The 19475-nt window shown below is 66.7% G+C and carries 14 protein-coding genes and 1 pseudogene; 6 read left to right on the top strand and 9 right to left on the bottom strand.

Going from position 1 to position 19475, the window contains the following annotated elements:
- Positions 1-85: 85 nt before the first annotated feature.
- The gene (gene corA, locus ACQY8M_RS14400; protein ID WP_428673185.1) at positions 86-1096 is read right to left on the bottom strand and encodes a magnesium/cobalt transporter CorA; all 1011 of its coding nucleotides are present in this window, start codon (positions 1094-1096) and stop codon (positions 86-88) included.
- A gap of 150 nt (positions 1097-1246) precedes the next feature.
- Here corA and ettA point away from each other — a divergent pair, with 150 nt between their 5' ends.
- The gene (gene ettA, locus ACQY8M_RS14395; protein ID WP_428673182.1) at positions 1247-2923 is read left to right on the top strand and encodes an energy-dependent translational throttle protein EttA; all 1677 of its coding nucleotides are present in this window, start codon (positions 1247-1249) and stop codon (positions 2921-2923) included.
- A 158-nt stretch (positions 2924-3081) separates the two neighbouring features.
- Here ettA and ACQY8M_RS14390 read toward each other — a convergent pair whose 3' ends face one another.
- A complete protein-coding gene (locus tag ACQY8M_RS14390) occupies positions 3082-4791 on the bottom strand; it encodes an N-acyl-D-amino-acid deacylase family protein (RefSeq protein ID WP_428673179.1) in 1710 nt (569 codons plus the stop codon).
- Between the two features lie 143 nt (positions 4792-4934).
- Here ACQY8M_RS14390 and ACQY8M_RS14385 point away from each other — a divergent pair, with 143 nt between their 5' ends.
- Complete coding sequence (locus ACQY8M_RS14385; RefSeq protein ID WP_428673176.1) at positions 4935-6131, top strand: aminotransferase class V-fold PLP-dependent enzyme; 1197 nt, start codon at positions 4935-4937, stop codon at positions 6129-6131.
- Here the strand turns inward: ACQY8M_RS14385 and ACQY8M_RS14380 are convergent, their stop codons facing one another.
- From ACQY8M_RS14380 to ACQY8M_RS14370, 3 genes are read right to left on the bottom strand one after another with little or no spacing between them, the layout of a single operon-like run.
- The gene (locus ACQY8M_RS14380) at positions 6132-6587 is read right to left on the bottom strand and encodes a YybH family protein (protein ID WP_428673173.1); all 456 of its coding nucleotides are present in this window, start codon (positions 6585-6587) and stop codon (positions 6132-6134) included. It lies immediately after the preceding gene.
- Position 6588: 1 nt separating this feature from the next.
- Positions 6589-7569, bottom strand: coding sequence for a serine hydrolase (locus tag ACQY8M_RS14375; protein ID WP_428673170.1), 981 nt, complete (start codon positions 7567-7569; stop codon positions 6589-6591).
- A 26-nt stretch (positions 7570-7595) separates the two neighbouring features.
- A complete protein-coding gene (locus tag ACQY8M_RS14370) occupies positions 7596-8867 on the bottom strand; it encodes an amidohydrolase family protein (RefSeq protein WP_428673167.1) in 1272 nt (423 codons plus the stop codon).
- Positions 8868-8926: 59 nt separating this feature from the next.
- On the opposite strand from ACQY8M_RS14370, the gene ACQY8M_RS14365 reads away from it, so the two are divergent.
- Positions 8927-10579 (top strand): sulfite reductase subunit alpha, encoded by a 1653-nt coding sequence (locus ACQY8M_RS14365; protein WP_428675363.1) that lies wholly within the window; start codon positions 8927-8929, stop codon positions 10577-10579.
- On the opposite strand, the gene ACQY8M_RS14360 is transcribed toward ACQY8M_RS14365, so the two are convergent.
- The 4 genes from ACQY8M_RS14360 to ACQY8M_RS14345 all read right to left on the bottom strand — a co-directional run bounded on the left by ACQY8M_RS14360 (position 10576) and on the right by ACQY8M_RS14345 (position 13720).
- Positions 10576-11400, bottom strand: coding sequence for a sugar phosphate isomerase/epimerase family protein (locus ACQY8M_RS14360; protein WP_428673165.1), 825 nt, complete (start codon positions 11398-11400; stop codon positions 10576-10578). The two genes, ACQY8M_RS14365 and ACQY8M_RS14360, sit on opposite strands and share 4 nt — an antisense overlap.
- Positions 11401-11405: 5 nt before the next feature.
- Positions 11406-12230, bottom strand: coding sequence for a serine O-acetyltransferase (gene cysE / locus ACQY8M_RS14355; protein ID WP_428673162.1), 825 nt, complete (start codon positions 12228-12230; stop codon positions 11406-11408).
- Between the two features lie 77 nt (positions 12231-12307).
- The gene (locus tag ACQY8M_RS14350; protein ID WP_428673159.1) at positions 12308-12901 is read right to left on the bottom strand and encodes an MlaC/ttg2D family ABC transporter substrate-binding protein; all 594 of its coding nucleotides are present in this window, start codon (positions 12899-12901) and stop codon (positions 12308-12310) included.
- A 36-nt stretch (positions 12902-12937) separates the two neighbouring features.
- Positions 12938-13720, bottom strand: a complete 783-nt coding sequence (locus ACQY8M_RS14345; RefSeq protein ID WP_428673157.1) for an MlaA family lipoprotein — start codon at positions 13718-13720, stop codon at positions 12938-12940.
- A gap of 215 nt (positions 13721-13935) precedes the next feature.
- Between ACQY8M_RS14345 and ACQY8M_RS14340 the strand changes: the two genes are divergently transcribed.
- The 3 genes and pseudogenes from ACQY8M_RS14340 to metH all read left to right on the top strand — a co-directional run bounded on the left by ACQY8M_RS14340 (position 13936) and on the right by metH (position 19466).
- Complete coding sequence (locus ACQY8M_RS14340) at positions 13936-14910, top strand: ArsR/SmtB family transcription factor (protein WP_428673154.1); 975 nt, start codon at positions 13936-13938, stop codon at positions 14908-14910.
- Positions 14907-15797: a methylenetetrahydrofolate reductase gene (gene metF / locus ACQY8M_RS14335; protein WP_428673151.1), complete on the top strand. Its 891-nt coding sequence runs from the start codon at positions 14907-14909 to the stop codon at positions 15795-15797. Before ACQY8M_RS14340 ends, metF begins: the two co-directional genes overlap by 4 nt.
- Positions 15784-19466, top strand: a pseudogene (metH, locus tag ACQY8M_RS14330) (methionine synthase). The gene metF and the pseudogene metH overlap by 14 nt, the downstream one beginning before the upstream one ends.
- Positions 19467-19475 lie beyond the last annotated feature (9 nt).

Here is a 19475-nt window from a genome sequence, read left to right as displayed (position 1 = left end):
TGCCGATCCGATGGAGGCTCCCAATCTCAAGTTTTTCATCGGCTTGGTGGGATCAAGGATCATCGGAGCGCGCGCAGCTCACTCCTCAGAGCCAGCCGACGCGCCGGAAGCGGATGTAGAGCAGGCCGCATAAGGCCACGATGCCGCCTATTACCACGTAATAGCCGTAGGCCCACTTGAGCTCGGGCATGTGCTCGAAATTCATGCCGTAGATGCCGGCCACCGCGGTCGGCACGGCGAGGATGGCGGCCCAGGCGGCGAGCTTGCGGGTGATGGCGTTCTGCTGCGACTGGCCGGCCATCAGGCTCGCCTCGAAGGCGAAGGCCAGGACCTCGCGCAAGGAGTCGATCTCCTCCTGCACCCGCTTCACGTGATCGTGGACATCGCGGAACAGCGGCTGCATCGGCGGCTCGATAAGGACGTCGTCGGCATGCTCGAGTCGCTGGCAGACCTCAACCAGCGGCACCACCGCCTTGCGCAGCCGCAGCAGCTCGCGCCGCAGCCCGTAAAGGCGATTGATCTCGCCCTCGCTCAGCACCTTGCGCAGCAGCCGTTCCTCGAGGGCGTCGACCTCCTCGCCGATCGATTCGACGACCGGCAGGTAATTGTCGACGATGAAGTCGAGGATCGCGTAGAGGATGTAGTCCTCGCCCCGCCGAAGCAGCGTCGGGCACGACTCCGCGCGCTGGCGAACAGTCGTGTACGAGGCCGAGGCGCCGTGACGTACCGACACGACATAGCCCTTGCCGAAGAAGATGTGGGTTTCACCAAAGATGATCTCGCCGGCCGACAGTTGCGCCGTCCGTGCGACGATGAAGAACGCATCGCCGTAGCGCTCGAGCTTGGGAGACTGGTGAGCTTTGGCCGCGTCCTCGATCGCCAGCGGATGAAGGTCGAGCTGGGCCTGCACGCGTTCCAGCAGCTCCTGGGACGGCTCCTTCAAGCCGATCCAGACGACATGGTTTTCCCGCTTCGCCCATTGACCGGCTTCGGCGATGGAGATGTCGCGCAAACGGTGGCCATCGGCATAGACGCTGGCGGCGATGACGCCGGAGTCGCCGGTCGTCTTCGCGATGTCTGCTAGGACACTGTCCAAAGGAGCGCTCCGACATGGTTCTGCGTCGTTCAACGCAATTCGATCTGGAACGCTGCAATCAGGACGCCTATTTAGACGGCCTTCCGGCCCCGCCGGACCCGAGTTCGAGGAGCCTGGACGCAGGCTCAAAAAGGCAAGGAAATCAAAGAGATGGCGTCTTACCAGTACATCTATGTGATGAAGGGCCTGAACAAGACCTTTCCCGGCGGCAAGCAGGTCCTCAAGGACATCTGGCTGTCGTTCCTGCCCGGCGCCAAGATCGGCGTGCTGGGCCTCAACGGCGCCGGCAAGTCGACCCTGCTCAAGGTGATGGCCGGGGAGGACGACAGCTTCACCGGCGAGGCCTGGGCAGCCGACGGCGTGAAGATCGGCTTCCTCAAGCAGGAGCCGCATCTCAACGAGAAGAAGGACGTGCTCGGCAACGTCATGGAGGGCGCGGGCGATATGGCGGCCCACCTCGCCCGCTTCGAGGAGGTGTCCAACGCCTTCTCCGACCCCGACGCCGACATGGACAAGCTGATCGCCGAGCAGGCCGAGCTGCAGGAGAAGATCGACGCCGGCAACGGCTGGGACCTCGGCCGGCAGGTCGAGATCGCAATGGACGCGCTGCGCTGCCCGCCGTCGGAGGCGGCGGTCGACAAGCTGTCGGGCGGCGAGAAGCGCCGCGTCGCGCTCTGCCGCCTGCTGCTCAGCAAGCCCGACATGCTGCTGCTCGACGAGCCGACCAACCATCTCGACGCCGAATCGGTGGCCTGGCTGGAGCGCCATCTCGCCGAGTTCCCCGGCACAGTGGTGGCCGTCACTCATGATCGCTACTTCCTCGACAACGTTGCCGGCTGGATCCTCGAGCTCGACCGCGGTGCCGGCATCCCGTGGGAAGGCAACTACTCATCGTGGCTGAAGCAGAAGGACAAGCGGCTCGAGCTCGAGGAGAAGACCGCCGACGCCCGCCGCCGCACCATGCAGCGCGAGCTCGAATGGATGGGCACCAGCCCCTCGGCGCGACGCTCGAAGAGCAAGGCGCGCATCGCGGCCTACAACCAGATGGTCGAGGAGGACAACCAGCAGACGCTCGACAAGGCGCAGATCGTGATCCCGGCCGGCCCGCGGCTCGGCGACCATGTGATCGAGGCCGAAGGCATCTCCAAGGGCTTCGGCGACCGGCTGCTGATCGACAACCTCTCTTTCAAGCTGCCGCCGGGCGGCATCGTCGGCGTGATCGGTCCCAACGGCGCGGGCAAGACGACGCTGTTCAAGATGATCACCGGCCAGGACAAGCCGGACTCGGGCACCTTCTCGGTCGGGCCGACGGTCAAGCTCGGCTATGTCGACCAGAGCCGCGAGACGCTCGATCCCAACAAGACGGTGTGGGAGGAGCTATCGGGCGGACTCGACATCATCAAGCTCGGCAATCGCGAGATCTCGAGCCGCGCCTATTGCGGCTCGTTCAACTTCAAGGGCGCCGACCAGCAGAAGAAGGTCGGCCAGCTCTCGGGCGGCGAGCGCAATCGCGTCAACCTCGCCAAGATGCTGAAGAGCGGCGCCAACGTCCTGCTGCTCGACGAGCCGACCAACGACCTCGACGTTGACACCTTGCGCGCGCTCGAAGAGGCGCTGGTCGAATACGCCGGCTGCGCCGTGGTCATCTCCCATGACCGCTGGTTCCTCGACCGCATCGCCACCCACATGCTGGCCTTCGAGGGCGACAGCCATGTCGAGTGGTTCGAGGGCAACTATCAGGACTACGAGCTCGACCGGCACCGCCGCATGGGCACCGACGCCGACCAGCCGCACCGCATCAAGTACAAGCCGCTGGTCAGGAACTAAGACGACTTTCCTCCCTGCGCGTAGCGCGGGGAGGTGCCCCGAAGGGGCGGAGGGGTCATGAGCACCAGTCGCGTTGCTCATGACCCCTCCGCCCGCGAAGACGCGGGCACCTCCCCTTCGCGGACTCCGCGAAGGGGAGGAAAGTACAGATCGAAGCTCTACGCCTCGCGCGTGCCGCGGATCAGGCGGCCAGGCAGCGCGCCGGTCGCCTCGCCGTGGCGATAGACGACGGCGCCGGAGACGATGGTCGCGTCGAAGCCGTCGGTGCGCTGGATCAGCCGTTTGCCGCCGGCCGGCAGGTCGTAGACGATCTCGGGCCGGCGCAGGCGCAGGTTGTCGTAGTCCAGGAGGTTGATGTCGGCCTTCATGCCGGCCCGCAGCAAGCCGCGATCGTTCAGTCCGATCGCGGCGGCATTGTCCGCCGACAGGCGCTTGATCGCCCATGACACGGGAAACAGCGCGCCCCGGCCGCGATCGCGGGTCCAGTGCGTCAGCGTGTAGCTGGTGGCGGTCGCGTCGCACATGATGCCGACATGCGCACCGCCGTCGCCCAGGCCGATCAGCGAGTTGGGCGCGGAGATCATCTCGCGCACGACGTCGAGATTGCCGCCGGCATAGTTGGTGACCGGCAGGTAAAGGATGCCCTTGCCGTCGCCTTCGGTCAGCAGGTCGTAGACGACCTCCTCGGGCGAACGGCCCTCGCGTGCGGCCCGGGCAGCAATGCTGGTCTCGGCCGAAGGCTCGTAGTCGGGCGGATCGCCCAGCGGATACATGCGGTCCCACCGCTCGACCCGCTGGGCACGCCGGCTGCCCTCGAACGCCTCGGCCAGGATGCGGGCGCGGAACTCCGGCTGGCGCAGCTGGGCCAGCCGCTCGGGGAACGGCAGATGGGCGATCTTCTTGTAGCTCGGCCGACCCATGAACGGGTTCTGCGACAGCTCGAGCCCGAGCAGGACGCTGGTCGGACGCGAGCGCACCTGGGCGGTGATCCGCAGCCCCTCGTCATTGGCCTCGTCGATCTGCGTCATCAGCTCGCGCCAGCCGCCGGGCCGTGCGTCGGACTGCAGCAGGGTGATGGTGACGGGGCGGCTGGACTCCTTCGCCAGGCGGCGGAACAGGCCGATCTCGCCGTCCTGGTCGTCGAAGTCCGAGACGATCTGCATCCAGCCGGTGCCGGCCTCGCGCATGCCATGGGCGATGGCCGTCAACTCGGCTTCCTCGGCGCGCAAGGTCGGGATGTGCTTGCCGTCCGCCGAGCGGTGATTGAGCGTGCGCGAGGTCGAGAAGCCGAGCGCCCCGGCGCGCAGGCCTTCGAGCGTGAGCTCGGCCATGCGCCGGCGATCCTGCTCTGTCGCCGGCTCGCGATCGGCGCCGCGCTGGCCCATCACATAGACGCGCAGGGCAGCGTGCGGCACCTGGGCGGCGACGTCGGCATCGTAGGAGCGTGCCGCGATCGCATCGAGGAAGTCGGGGAAGCTGTGCCAGTTCCAAGGCAGGCCTTCCTTCAGCACGACTTCGGGAATGTCCTCCACGCCCTCCATCAGGTTGATCAGCATGTCGTGCTGGTCTTCGCGGCAGGGCGCGAAGCCGACGCCGCAGTTGCCGAACAGCACCGTCGTGGCGCCGTTCCAGGACGAAGGCGACAGCCGGTCGCTCCAGGTCACCTGCGCATCGTAGTGCGTATGGACGTCGACGAACCCCGGCGTGACGAGCCGGCCGCGCGCGTCGATCTCCTCGGCGCCCTTGGGAACGTCACCGCCGATCGCGGTGATCTTGCCGTCGGCGACGGCAAGGTCCGCTTCGTACGGATCTCCGCCCGAGCCATCGACGATGGTGCCATTGCGAATCACGAGGCTGGGAGACGACATGCTGGTACTCCTCGGCGAGATAATGGCATCGTATCGGCGATGGCGCTGCCGGGGCAAGGGAAGCTGCCCGGCCAACGCCGTGAGCTACCGCTGGGCGAGAGGATAGAGTCAAACGGCCCGGCCGATTGCGGAGGAGAGTGACTGTGGATGGAAGAGCCGACCTGCCACTCGATCTCGGCCGGCTGCGTGCCGAGACACCGGGCTGCGCCCATGTCCTGCATCTCAATGCAGCAGGTTCCTCGCTGCCCAGCCGCCGCACGCTCGACGCGACGCTCGGACACCTTCAGCTCGAAGCGGAGATCGGCGGCTACGAGGCCGCCGACAGGGCGCGCGCGACGCTGGACGGCTTCTATCCGTCGATCGCCCGCCTGATCGGCGCCGAGGCCGGCGAGATCGCCTATGTCGAGAACGCGACGCGCGCGTGGGACCTCGCCTTCTACTCGCTCGACTTCAAGCCGGGCGACCGCCTCCTGACCTGCGTCAGCGAGTATTCGTCGAACTACATCTCCTACCTGCAGGTGGCGAAGAAGACCGGCGCCGAGATCGTCGTCGTGCCCGACGACGCGCATGGCCAGATCGACCTCGCCGCGCTCGAACGCGCGGTCGACAAGCGCACGAAGCTGATCTCGATCTCGCACGTCCCGACCCAGGGCGGCCTCGTGCAGCCGGCCGAGGCGGTCGGCAGGATCGCGAACGACGCCGGCGTGCTCTACATCCTCGACGCCTGCCAGTCGGTCGGCATGATGCCGATCGACGTGAACAGGCTCGGCTGCGACTTCCTGTCGGCGACCGGCCGCAAGTACATGCGCGGCCCGCGCGGCACCGGCTTCCTTTATGCGCGCACCCGCACCACGGCGCAGATCGAGCCGATCTTCCTCGACAACCATGCGGCCCGCTGGACCGGCGACAACGAATACACCGCCATTGCCGACGCCAAGCGCTTCGAAAACTGGGAGCGCTACTTCGCCGGCGTGATCGGCCTCAAGGTCGCCGCCGATCAGGCGAACGAGCTCGGCATGGACGCCGTGTGGGCGCGACTACGCGAGCTGGCCGACGGCCTGCGTGCGCGATTGGAAGCCCTGAAGGGCGTTACCTTGACCGACCTCGGTGTCACCAAAGGCGCGATCGTGACCTTCGCCGTCGCCGGCGCCGACCACAACGCGCTGAAGCTGGCGCTGCGCGCAAAAAGCATCAATGTGTCGGTATCGACCCAGTTCTCCTCGCGCCTCGACCTCAAGGGCCGCGGACTGAAGGATGTCATGCGCGCCTCCGTGCACCTCTACAACACCGAAGAAGAGCTCGACAGATTCGTGTCGGAACTATCCAAAGCGGTGGTGTGATCAGGGCGCTTCGTAGGCGATGTAGCGTATGATCTTCCAGCTCCCGTCGAGCTGCCGGCGGAAGACATCGAGCCCGGGTTCCTTCGTTTCCACGACGTTCGTCGCACCGGGAACCATCATTTTGACCGTCCAGATCAGGCGGACGACGGCGAGATCGCCCGATACGATGATCTCCCGGATGTCGTGGGAATAGACGAGCTGCTTCGAACGATCGGCCAATGCCTTGTGCAGCAACCCGCAGAGAGTGTCGTAGTCGCGCTCGGGCAAGCCGCGAAAATCGTAACGGAGGTCCTTCGCGAAGAGGTCGCAGATCCGCGACGGGTCGCGCGCGTTGAAGGCGCTCGTCCATTGCCCGAGCGCCGCGCGGATCGCCGCTTCGGCGTCGACAGGTTGCCCTGAAGCCGGCGCGCTGACAGCCGCCAGCAAAAGCCCGAACGATGTCAGCAGGGCTTTCATGCTACCCGACCGCCTGAGCCGCCTCCCGGAGGACGTCGGCGACGTTTGTCTTGTATGACTGGAACATGGCGCCAATACCGTCCGCCGGGCCTGTCCAGTTGATCGTGAAGCAGAAGGTGACGGGCACTTTGCCGACGATCATCTGGCCTGCCACGCAGAAGCAATGGAAGTCCTGCCAGTCGATGCTGCCGCCCTTGCCGTAGGCCGGCGTGTCCGGCGGCACGATGAGAACCAGCGCATCGGCCATCGCCTGGATGCGCTTGAACTCCACCAGCGTGCCAGGCTTCTGGAAGAACGCCCCGGTGAGCGCCTGACGGTACCAGCTCACCATGTCCTCGGCGCTGCTCGCCATCGTCTGGCGGTCGTTGAGCGCGGGCCGACTGTTCGTGGATGCCGCTTCCGCCAACCGCAGGATGCCCGCCCAACCCGCATCCACCCCTTCCGGCGCGCCCGCGAGATAGGAGAAAAGCCGGCGCGTCGAGTTGGGCACCTGGGTCTGCTTCAACCCGGCCTGGGCGATCAGCGCCCGCACGCGATCGGTCCCTACCGCACCCATCGCCACGTCGGTTGCGGTGTTGTCGCTGTGGGCGATCATCGCTTCCAGCACGGCGACGGCGGGCGTCGTGCCGGTGAGCTTGAGGAACACCGGGCTGCTGAGCGAGCGCACCGAATCGTCGATCGCCATCTGCGTGTTCTCGGCGAGCCGACCCGCCTCCACGTCGCGCAGATACTGCGCCAGGATGAAGGTCTTTATCGCGCTGCCGACGAACAGCTGCGCTGCCGGCTGGTGCGACACCTGCCATGGCTTGCCGGGTTGATCGGCAACCACGAGGCAGCTCGCGGAAGGCAGTGCCGCGAACCGCTCGACGGCGGCCTGCACGCGGGCGTTGCCCGCCTGCCCTTGGGCGCGTGACACGATCGGAGCTGCCGCCAGCATCGATGCGGCCAGCGCCGGCAGATTACGACGATATAGATTCGGCATGGGTATCCTTGTCACGCTCTTCGAGGCTAATGCAGCCGCCGCACGTGCGGCGTGCCTTGGCACGGCAGGTAGCGCACGCCGTCCTTCATGATGAAGGCGAAGCGCTTCTTATCCTGCAGCACGCGGATGTCGCTCAGGGGATCGCCGTCGACCAGCAGGAGGTCGGCGAGATAGCCCGGCTTTACCAGCCCAAGCTCGTGGCCGCGCCGCATCGCCTCGCCGCCGGCGCGCGTGGCAGCCTGCATCGCCTCGCTGGGGCTGAAGCCGAAATGCATCACGAAGAGCTCGAGGTCGCGCGCGTTGTTGCCCTGCGGATTGTCGGCGAAGCCGTAGTCGCCGCCGACCAGAACGCGAATGCCGCGCTTGCGCATTTCGACATGGGCTCCGCAACTCGCGTCGTAGAGCGCCTTCAGCCGGTCGGACAGTACCCGTCCCCTCGGCGTGTTGTCACCGCGCACGGCCTCGAGCCGGTTGGCGATCAGCGAGAAGGCCGGACCCGTGAAGATGCGGTCCCTGACGCCCTCCAGCATGTCGAGCGCCTCGGCGTCGGCGAAATCGCAGTGATAGATGATGTCGACGCCGTGCCGCACCGCGCGCTTGACCGCGGCGGAGGCGCGGGCATGCGCGGCAACCCGCCGGTCGATCGTGTGGGCCGCTTCGACACCGGCCGCCACTTCGGCATCGGTCATCACCGCGACATCGGACAGGGCCGACTCGGTGCCGATGTCGCCTGAGATGTTGAGCTTGATCGTGTCGACGCCCTCGCGCAGGCAGAGCCGCGCCATCTTGCGGACCTCGTCAGGCCCGTCCACGGCCACGCCGAAGCTCTGCAGGTCGAGGTGCAGGCGCCGCCCGTCGCCCAGGCCGCCCGTCACCGTGAGCTCGGGACTCGCCGCCAGCAGGCGCGGCCCGTCGATCACGCCCTGGTCGATGGCGTCGCGCACGGCGATATCGAGCCGGATCTTGGCGGCCGCTCCCGAGACCGCGCTGGTGAAGCCCGCGCCCAGGAGCATTCGGCCCGCATCCATGGTCATCAGCGCATGGTCCTCGGGCGGCAGCTCGCCAAGCGCCGTGCCGCGCGCAGTGTCGACGAAAGACAGATGGGCATGGCCCTCGACCATGCCCGGCATCAGGAACTTTCCAGCCGCATCGAGCTGCTCGGCGCCGGCCGCGTCGGCCAGCGTCTCGGCCTGTGGCGCCACGGCCGCGATCCTTTTGTCCTCGATCAGCACCTTGCCGGGAAACGGCGTGGCGCCGCTGCCGTCCCAAACGGTCGCGTTGTCGATCAGCAGCCGCATTCGTGCCTCCCGGTGTCGCCTGCATGAGACTATGGCACGAATCCTGCTGCCCGCGCGGCATGACCGTCCTGGAAAAGCCGCCGACGCCCGGCCAGCCGGGCTTCATCTCTTTCATTCCCGAGAGCGCGCCGTTTTCGGCCGAGCAGCGCGACTGGCTGAACGGCTTCTTCGCCGGCTTCCTGGCCGAGCAGGCAGCAGCCTCGCCGTCGCTGCCCGCCGCGGCCGATCCGGCCTTCGCCGATCCGATGGCCGGCGGTGAGGACGACGAGGCGCCGTGGCACGACCCGACCATCGTGCTGCCCGAGCGCATGGAGATGGCCAAGGACAAGCCGCTGCGCCGGCGCATGATGGCCGCGATGGCGCAGCAGGATTGCGGCCAATGCGGCTACACTTGCGAGACCTACGCCGACGAGATCGTGCAGCAGGCCGAGGAACGGCTGAACCTCTGCGTGCCGGGCGGCAAGGAGACCGCCCGCATGCTGAAGAAGCTCATCGAGGAGATGGGCGGCGGTGCGACCGATCCGGACCAGGAGAAGGCCAAGGCCGAAGCGCGCGCCGCCGCACGGCTCGAACCGAAGGTGCCGACCGAGCGCGGCTACTCGCGCGAGGCGCCGGTCGAGGCGCGCTTCCTGTCTACGACGCTCCTCAATAGGGGCGCATCGGAGAAGGCGACCTGGCATGTCGAGTTCGACCTTGAGGGCGCCGGCCTCGACTACACGGTCGGGGACAGCTTCGGCGTCTATCCGACGAACGATCGCGAGCTGGTCCGGGCGGTGATCAAGGCGATCGATGCGCCGGCCGACTTCCCGATCGCTGGCAAGACGCTCGAGCAGGTGCTGACCGAGGACATGTCGCTGTCGCCGGCGCCGGACATGCTGTTCGAGCTGATCTCCTATATGGTGGGCGGCGAGCGCAAGGCGAAGGCCAAGGCGCTGGCCCAGGGCGAGGATCCCGACGGCGACGCGGCGACGCTCGACGTGCTGGCAGCGCTTCACAAGTTTCCCGGCATCCGGCCGGATCCCGAGGCATTCGTCGAGTGCCTCGAAGGGCTGCAGCCCCGTCTCTATTCGATCTCGTCGTCGCCGAAGGTCGATCGCCACCGGCTGTCGCTCACTGTCGACCACGTGCGCTACGAGATCGAGGGCGAGGGCCGGATGCGGCTGGGCGTCGCCTCGACCTTCCTGTCGAGCGCGCTCGTTTCCGGCACGCCGCTCAAGGTCTATATCCAGCGCGCTCACAACTTCGCCCTGCCGGCCGATCCCGCGACGCCGATCATCATGGTCGGCCCGGGTACCGGCGTGGCGCCGTTCCGTGCCTTCCTGCACGACCGCATGGCGGAGCAGGCGCCGGGCGACGCGTGGCTCTTCTTCGGCCACCAGCGCAAGGATTGCGACTTCTTCTATGAAGACGAACTCCTCGGCCTGCAGGAGCGCCAGGTGCTGACCCGCCTGTCGCTCGCCTGGTCGCGCGACGCCGACACGCCCAAGACCTATGTGCAGGACCGTATGCGGGCCGAAGGCGCCGATCTGTGGTCGTGGCTGCAGCGCGGCGCCCACTTCTATGTCTGCGGCGACGCCAAGCGCATGGCCGCCGATGTCGAGAAGGCGCTGGTCGCGATCGCGATGATCCACGGCGGCCACGACGAGAAAAGCGCCAAGGCCTTCGTCGCCGACCTCAAGAAGGCCGGCCGCTACCAGGCCGACGTCTACTAGGGAAAGGTCCTTGCGAGCGCCCTGCGCGTGGCGGCCGCGCCTTGCTTCGCGGTTTCGGTGGCCGGTTGCTGCCAGTGCGCGGGATTGGGCGCCTCGTAGGACAGCCAGCTATCGTAGCCCTTCTCGGCCAGCAGGCCGAACAGGCCGGTCCAGTCGACGACACCCTGGCCCGGAGGCAGGCGGTCGACCGGCGGTAGGCCCGGCGGCGGTGCGTCGGGCACGTCGCTGAACTGGACGTAGAAGATCTCCGCGCCGGGCACATCCTCGAAGCCTCGTCCCGGCCGGCCGCCGCGCTGAAGATGGTAGGCGTCGAGCAACAGGCCGACATTCGAGGCCGACGCGTGCACGATCAGGTCGCGTAGAATGTCGAGGCTGCGCACCACGGGATGCTGGAACTGGTATTCGAGCGTGAGCCTCAGGCCAAAGCTGCCGGCGATCTCACCGGCGCGGCGGATATTGGCGACCGCCTCGTCGGTCGTTGCCGAGCCCGGACCGATCGCGCTCATCATCATACCGCAGCGGAGCGCGACGGCGTTCTCGCAACACTCGCGGAATACGCCGAGCAGTCGCTCGCGCTCGGCACCGGTCGAGAAGATCCAGCCATACTCGACACCCATCGCGCTGACCGGCAGTCCGGCGGCACGCACAAGATCGAGCACTGCTTCGTTCGACAGCCCACGCTTCGCGCAACGATCGAAGTCGACGCGGCGCAATTCGACGGCGTCGAACCCGCCGGCCTTGGCGGCAATCAAGGCTTCTTCGAGCGGTGTGGTGTCGACTGTCCAGGTGTGAAGCGCGAGGCCGCAAAAGGGATCCGGCACGCTGGTCAGATCCGCTGGTCCATCTCGAGTGCCGGCTCCGGCACGTCGACGCAGCCGATGATGCGTGCCGGAACGCCGGCCGCTGTGCAGCCGGCCGGCACGGCTTCGAGCACCACGCTGCCGGCGGCGATCTTGGCGCAAGCGCCGATCTCGATGTTGCCGAGGACTTTCGCGCCGGCGCCGAGCAGCACGCCGCGGCGCACCTTTGGATGGCGGTCGCCGCGTTCCTTGCCGGTGCCGCCCAGGGTCACGCCGTGCAGCATGGAGACGCCGTCCTCCACGACGGCAGTTTCGCCGATCACCACGCCGGTGCCGTGGTCGATGAAGATGCTCTTGCCGATCACCGCGCCGGGATGGATGTCGAGGCCGAACAGGGCGCTGGCGCGGCTCTGCAGGTAATGCGCAAGATCGCCGCGACCGCGTACCCACAGCCAGTGGGCCGCACGGTAGGTCTGAAGCGCGTGGTAGCCTTTGAACCACAGCAACGGGTCGAGATACGAGGTGCAGGCGGGGTCGCGGTCGGCGACGGCGACGATGTCGGCGCGCGCGGCATAACCGATCGCGGGATCGTCGTTCAAGGCCTCGTCGAAGATCTGGCGGATCAGGGCAGCCGGCACCTCGGTCGTGCCGACCAGGCGCGCAAGATGATAGCTCAGCGCGCCTTCGAAACGCGGCTGACTGAGAATTGTGGCATGCAGGGTGCCGGCCAGCACAGGCTCTGACGCGGCCGCTTGCTGGGCTGCTTCCCGAATCCTGGTCCAGACCGGATCGACCGCCCGGGTCTCCGGAGACCTCGTGCCGGCCGTGTTCTTGACGACTACGCTATCCATGGCGCTCTCCCTCGACCACCCTTCGGCCGGGCGAAATCGCCTCCCGCCTCGAAGTCTATGCCGAATCCGTTACAGGCTCAATTACCTGCGCGCTTCTCCAGCTCCTCGATCAGCGGCTCGACCTTTCCCCCGTGATTCTGAATGTAGGAATTGAAATCGGAACGTCGAGTCATGACCATGCTGACGCCCTCGATCTTGACATCCGTAATGCGCAGGCCCTGCCCGGCGTCACGAACTTCCCACTGGATGACGATCGGCTGGCCGCTGGTCTGACTGAGCTTGCTGTCGACCACCGTGACGCCGTTGGGGCGGGTGCTGACCCGGCCGATTGTGAGGGTCTGGCCTCCGTACTGACCGAAACGCTCGCTGTAGGCACGGGCCTCGGCGCTGGCGACCGCCTTCAGAAAGCGCTCGCGCTGCGGCGCCGGAGTGGCCGCCCAATGTGTGCCGAGTGCCGATTGGCCCATGAAGGCAAGGTCGAAGTTGGCGACGAGGATGGTCCGGATGCCGGCCTCGCGGTCTCTGCCAGTCTTCACCTTGATCAGGGCGATAACCTCGTTTGCGACCTTCTCGATCAGCGCGGCAGCGGGGCCGTCCGCGGCCCGCGCGGGCGCTGCGAGGGCGGCGACGGCGAGGCACAAAATGGCACGACGAAAGGCGAGCTGAATCACCGGTCGCTCCTGATTGTAAAGTAAGGGTGTGGAGTCCTAGCGCACCAGCGCGAGGTTGTCGCGCCGCTGCAGTTCACTGCGCGGGTCCGTCTTCTCCCGCTTCTGGCGGATGATGTCGGCACGCTGCTGGGTATAGGCGCTGCGCAGGGCGGCATAGTAGTCGACACTGTTCTTCTCGAGGTCGTCCAGCGCGAAGAGGGTGCGAGACCGCACATCGATCACGGTCGCGCCCCAGCGCGGACCGCTGTAGTACAGCCAGTCAACGTTCAGGGCGAAGGTTAGGATGCGGAAGGGGTCGACGGCATAGTCGGCCATCAGGCCGGCGGCGTCGCGCGCGTTTGACGGGCCCGCAAGCGGCAGCACCAGGTAGAAGCCGCCGTTCTCGGGTTCGACGCCGGCATAGTAACCGACCGTATTGCCGGCGCCTTCCTTGGTACGGGTGAGGCCAAAGCTGGTGGCGACGTCGAAGATGCCGGCGAGGCCGATCGTCGAGTTGACCAGGAAGCGCGCCATGGTCGTGGCGGCGCGACTGGGGTCGCCCTGCACCACCTCGTTGATCGCGGTGACCGGTTCGCCAAGATTGTCGAGCACATTGTGCACACCGCGCTGGGCCGGCGCCGGCATCCAGTCACGATAAAGCACCGCGACCGGCCGGATGGCGATGATGTCGACCGCCCGATTGATCGAGAAGATGAAGCGATTGGGAGTTTCGAGCGGATCCCATGGCTCGTTCGCCCCGGTGTCGCCGCTCGCGCACCCGCCGAGCAACGCTGCCGCCGCGAGAACGGCGATGGTCGAGTGGCGAAGCCGCGCCGCCATCGTCGTCTTCAAAAACCCTGCAACCATTGAGATGAACGACTCCCAAGCGGCTAGGTCGAGCGGCCGCGGCCCGGAGTGTCGCACACGAGGACTGTACTTTGAAGGGAGTCCGAAGAGGCGTGCCCGATTTGTGGCGCCAATGTCATGAATTTTGGTTTCATCTGTTTCTAGAAATGGAGCATTGCAAACATAAAGATATAATTATATCCTTTGTCATGGATAGACTTCTGACTCTTTTGCGGGCGGCAGCAGAGGACACGCGGCTGCGCATCCTCGCACTGGCCGCACGGGAAGATCTGACCGTCAGCGACTACGTGCATGTGCTGGGGCAGAGCCAGCCGCGGGTGTCGCGCCATCTCAAGCTATTGGTCGAAGGTGGCCTGCTCGAGCGCTTCCGGGAGGCGCAGTTCACGCGCTTCCGGCTGGTCACCATCGGCGACGATGCCGCCCTCGTCCGCGAATTCGTGCGCCGTTTGGATCCCAAGCACTCCCGGCTCGCCACCGACCGCGCGCGGCTCGATGCCTTGCAGCAACGCCGCCAGACGGCCGCCGTCCGTTTCTTTCGCGACAACGCCCAACGCTGGGATGAACTTCGAGCCCTGCACGTCGCCGACCGCGAGATCGAGCGCGCCCTCGCCTACCACCTGCCGGTCGGTGCCCGTCGCCTGCTCGACATCGGCACCGGCACGGGCCGCCTGCTCGAGGTGCTGGCGCCCAAGGTCGAGCGGGCGATCGGCGTCGACCAGAGTCGCGAGATGCTGGCATTGGCCCGCGCCAACCTCGCCCGCGCCGGCCTCGACAACGTCGAGATCCGCCAGGGTGACATGTATGCCCTGCCCTTCGAGGCCGACAGCTTCGACATCGTCACGATCCATCACGTGCTGCATTACGCCGACGATCCCGCCGCCGCGCTGAGCGAGGCCGCGCGCGTGGTGAAGCCCGGCGGCATGGTCCTCGTCGTCGATTTCTCGCCGCACGACCTGGTCGAGCTCAAGCGCGAGCATGCCCACGTCCATCTCGGCTTCGCCGACAACCAGGTGCAGGGGTGGCTGCGCAGCGCCGGCCTCAATCCGCTGGAGCCGATCCATTTTCCCGGCCGCCGGCTGATGACCGGCATCTGGCGCGGCGAGCGCGAGCTAGCCGAGCGCCCTGGCCCCACTACGACGCTGACACAAGGAACAGCAAGGTGAGCACGTCCGATTTCCCCGCGCGCGCCGCGCAGCGGCTCAAGGTCTCTTTCGAGTTCTCGCCGCCCCGGACCGAGGCGGCCGAACGCACCCTGTGGGAGACCATCACTCGTCTCGCTCCGTTGCAGCCGACCTTCTTCTCGGTCACCTACGGCGCCGGCGGCTCTACCCGCCAGCGCACCCACGAGACCGTGACGCGCCTCAAGAAGGAAACCGGCATCGACGCCGCGGCCCACCTTACCTGCGTCGCGGCCACCCGAGGCGAGATCGACGAGATTGCGCGCGCCTACTGGGACTCCGGCATACGCCACATCGTGGCACTTCGCGGCGACCCGCCCTCCGGCATGGGCGGCAACTACTGCCCGCATCCCGGCGGCTACATCAATGCCGCCGCGCTGGTCGGCGGACTGAAGAAGATCGGCGATTTCCAGATCAGCGTCGCGGCCTATCCCGAGAAGCATCCCGATTCCGCCGACGCGCAAGCCGACCTCGACAACCTGAAGCGCAAGGTCGATGCCGGCGCCGATCGCTGCATCACCCAGTTCTTCTTCGAGGCCGACGATTTCCTGCGCTTCCGCGATGCCGCCGCGGCGGCGAACGTTACTGTGCCGATCGTGCCGGGCATCATGCCGGTGTCGAACTTCCAGGGCATCACCCGAATGGCGGGCCTCTGCGGCTCCAAGGTGCCGTCGTGGCTGGCCGAGATGTTCGACGGCCTCGACGACGATGTCGAGACCCGCCGCATGATCGCCGCCACCGTCGCCGGCGACCTTTGCCGTCGCCTGCAGAGCGAAGGCGTCGACCAGTTCCATTTCTACACGCTCAATCGCGCCGACCTCACCTTCGCGACCTGCCATCTGCTGGGAGTACGCCGCCATGACGCGCGCTGAGAAAGCCGACCTCCTGCGCGAGTTCGCACAGGAGCGCATCCTGATCAAGGACGGGCCGTACGGCACCGCGATCCAAAATTACCGGCTCGACGAGGCCGGCTATCGCGCCGGCGGCGACTTCGCGCACGACCAGAAGGGCAACAACGACCTGTTGAACCTGACCCGGCCCGAGATCGTGAGCGAGATCTGCAACGCCTATATCGACGCCGGCGCCGACCTGCTTGCGACCAACACCTTCAACGCCAATGCCATCAGCCAGGCCGACTACGGACTGCAGGACCGGGCACGCGAGATCAACATCGCGGCCGCGAAGATCACGCGCGCCTGCGCGGACGCCGCGACCGCGAAGGATCCGAGCAAGCCGCGCTTCGTCGCCGGCGCGCTCGGCCCGACCAACAAGACCCTGTCGATCTCGCCCAACGTCAACGATCCCGGCTATCGCGCCGTCACCTTCGACGAGGTCAAGGGCATCTATCGCGAGCAGATCGACGGCCTGCTCGACGGCGGCGTCGACTTCATCCTGGTCGAGACGGTATTCGATACCCTGAACGCCAAGGCCGCCATCTTCGCCGCCGACGAGGCGGGCGAGGCGCGCGGCGAGATCATCCCGGTGATGGTTTCGATGACCTTGACCGACTTGGCCGGCCGCAACCTGTCGGGCCAGACCGTCGAGGCCTTCTGGCACTCGGTGCGCCATGCCAGGCCGCTCACCATGGGCCTGAACTGCAGCTTTGGCGCGACCGAGCTGCATCCCTACGTCAATGCGCTGAACCCTCAGGTCGACGGGCTGGTCTGCGTCTATCCCAACGCCGGGCTGCCCAACGAGCTCGGTGCCTACGACGAACCACCCGAGATGACCGCCAGGCTGGTCAAGGGCTGGGCCGAGAACGGCTGGCTCAACATGGTCGGCGGCTGCTGCGGCACGACGCCGGCGCACATCAAGGCCGTCGCCGAGGCCGTAAAGGACCTGAAGCCGCGCCAGTGGCACGCCTTGCCGCCGGCGCTGCGATTGAGCGGAATGGAAGCAGCGAGTTACATGTGATGAGTTCCGAAAGCAGAGCCACTTTCATCAACATCGGCGAGCGCACCAATGTCACCGGCTCGGCGCGCTTCAAGAAGCTGGTCCTCGAGGGCAACTACACCGCCGCGATCGAGGTGGCGCGCCAGCAGGTCGAAGCCGGCGCGCAGATCATCGACATCAACATGGACGAGGGCCTGCTCGATTCGCAGCTGGCGATGGAAACTTTCCTCAAGCTCATCGCCGCCGAGCCCGACATCGCGCGCGTGCCGCTCATGATCGACAGCTCGAAGTGGAGCGTGATCGAGGCCGGGCTGAAGTGCGTCGCGGGAAAGCCCATCGTCAATTCGATCTCGATGAAGGAAGGCATCGAGCCGTTCATCGCGCAGGCCAGGAAAGTCCGCCGCTACGGTGCCGCGGTCGTGGTCATGGCGTTCGACGAGAAGGGCCAGGCCGACACGAAGGAGCGCAAGGTCGAGATCTGCGCCCGCGCCTACGACATCCTGGTGAACAAGGTGGGCTTCCCCGCAGAAGACATCATCTTCGATCCGAACATCTTCGCCGTCGCCACGGGCATCGAGGAGCACAACAACTACGGCGTCGACTTCATCGAGGCGACGCGCGAAATCAAGGCGCGCTGCCCCGGCGTGAAGATCTCGGGCGGCGTCAGCAACCTCTCCTTCTCCTTCCGCGGCAACGAGCCGGTGCGCAAGGCGATGCACTCGGTGTTCCTGTACCACGCCATCCGGGCGGGCATGGACATGGGCATCGTCAATGCCGGCCAGCTCGAGGTCTACGACCAGATCCCGGCCGAGCTGCGTGACGCCTGCGAGGACGTGATCCTGAACCGCACGCCCAACGGCACCGAACGGCTGCTCGAGCTCGCCCCCAGGTACAAGGGCACCGGCGAGGCGGCCGAGACGCAGGATGCCGAATGGCGCAGCTGGCCGGTCGCGAAGCGGCTGGAGCATGCGCTGGTCAAGGGCATGGACCAGTTCGTCGTCGCCGACACGGAAGAAGCGCGGCTGCAGATCGCACGGCCGATCGAGGTGATCGAGGGCCCGCTGATGGCGGGCATGAACGTCGTCGGCGACCTGTTCGGCGCCGGCAAGATGTTCCTGCCGCAGGTGGTGAAGAGCGCGCGCGTGATGAAGAAGGCGGTCGCGCACCTGCTGCCCTACATCGAGGCGGAGAAGACCGAGGCATCCAAGCCCAAGGGCAAGATCGTCATGGCGACGGTCAAGGGCGACGTCCACGACATCGGCAAGAACATCGTCGGCGTCGTGCTCCAGTGCAACAACTTCGAGGTCATCGACCTCGGCGTGATGGTGCCGTTCCAGGAGATCCTGAAATCGGCCAACGACAACAAGGCCGACATGATCGGCTTGTCGGGCCTGATCACGCCGTCGCTCGACGAGATGGTGATCGTCGCCGAGGAGATGTCGCGCCAGAACTTCAAGCTGCCGCTGCTGATCGGCGGCGCCACCACCTCCAAGGTGCATACCGCGCTCAGGATCGCACCGCGCTACCACGGCACGACCGTGCATGTGCTCGACGCCTCGCGCGCCGTCGGCGTCTGCACGGCGCTGGTCTCGGAATCGGGCGATCAGGCGGCGGATTTTGCCCGCAACGTCGCCGCCGAGTACGAGAAGATCCGCGTCGAGCGCGCGGGCGGCGGCAAGGAGAAGCTGGTCCCGCTGCAGCAGGCGCGGGCCAACAGCTTCAAGATTGACTGGAGCGGCTACACGCCGCCGAAGCCGGCGCTCAACGGCACGCGCGTGTTTGCGGACTATCCGCTGCACGAGCTGGTCGAACGCATCGACTGGACGCCGTTCTTCCGCGCCTGGGAGCTGGCCGGCAACTATCCGGCGATCCTCGAGGACAAGGTGGTGGGCGAGAGCGCCCGCAAGCTGTTCACCGACGCGCGCAAGATGCTCGACCGCATCGTCAAGGAGAAGTGGCTGACGGCGAAGGGCGTGGTCGCTTTCTGGCCGTGCCGCCGCGAGGGCGACGACGTCGTGCTGTTCGAGGACGACAGCCACGCCAAGGAGATCTCGCGGCTCTATTTCCTGCGCCAGCAGATCGAGAAGCGGGCGCCGCGCGCCAACATGTGCCTGGCCGACTTCGTCTCGCCCAAGGCCGACTGGATCGGCGGCTTCGCCGTCACCGCCGGCCACGGCATCGAGGAGCATCTCGCGCGCTTCAAGGCCGACCACGACGACTATTCGGACATCCTGCTCAAGGCGCTGGCCGACCGTCTGGCCGAGGCCTTCGCCGAACGGCTGCACGAGCGGGTGCGCAAGACGATCTGGGGCTACGCGCCGGACGAGGCGCTGTCCAACGAGGAGCTGGTGCGCGAGAAGTATCGCGGCATCCGCCCGGCGCCGGGCTATCCCGCCTGCCCCGACCATAGCCAGAAGCCCGAGCTGTTCCGCCTGCTCAATGCCCGCCAGAACACCGGCCTCAGCCTTACCGAGAGCTTCGCGATGATCCCGATCTCATCGGTGTCGGGCTACTATTTCGCCCATCCGCAGGCCGAGTACTTCGGCGTCGCCCGCATCGGCCGCGACCAGCTCGAGGATTATGCCAGGCGCCGCGGCCTGCCGATCGAGCAAGCCGAAAAGTACCTGCGGGCGAACCTCGGGTACTGATCTTCCCGT

This window comes from Reyranella sp., from assembly GCF_965279465.1.
Lineage (GTDB): Bacteria > Pseudomonadota > Alphaproteobacteria > Reyranellales > Reyranellaceae > Reyranella.
The sequence above is the reverse complement of the archived record's forward strand: the minus strand, read 5'-3'. Positions and strand labels throughout refer to the sequence as shown.

Bases quoted from the DNA above. Each gene is read 5' to 3' on its own strand.
- ACQY8M_RS14345 (WP_428673157.1), bottom strand. From the start codon at position 13,720: ATGGCGGCGCGGCTTCGCCACTCGACCATCGCCGTTCTCGCGGCGGCA.
- ACQY8M_RS14370 (WP_428673167.1), bottom strand. From the start codon at position 8,867: ATGCGGCTGCTGATCGACAACGCGACCGTTTGGGACGGCAGCGGCGCC.
- ACQY8M_RS14365 (WP_428675363.1), top strand. From the start codon at position 8,927: ATGACCGTCCTGGAAAAGCCGCCGACGCCCGGCCAGCCGGGCTTCATC.
- ACQY8M_RS14390 (WP_428673179.1), bottom strand. From the start codon at position 4,791: ATGTCGTCTCCCAGCCTCGTGATTCGCAATGGCACCATCGTCGATGGC.
- ettA (WP_428673182.1), top strand. From the start codon at position 1,247: ATGGCGTCTTACCAGTACATCTATGTGATGAAGGGCCTGAACAAGACC.
- ACQY8M_RS14340 (WP_428673154.1), top strand. From the start codon at position 13,936: ATGGATAGACTTCTGACTCTTTTGCGGGCGGCAGCAGAGGACACGCGG.
- ACQY8M_RS14375 (WP_428673170.1), bottom strand. From the start codon at position 7,569: ATGCCGAATCTATATCGTCGTAATCTGCCGGCGCTGGCCGCATCGATG.
- ACQY8M_RS14380 (WP_428673173.1), bottom strand. From the start codon at position 6,587: ATGAAAGCCCTGCTGACATCGTTCGGGCTTTTGCTGGCGGCTGTCAGC.
- cysE (WP_428673162.1), bottom strand. From the start codon at position 12,230: ATGGATAGCGTAGTCGTCAAGAACACGGCCGGCACGAGGTCTCCGGAG.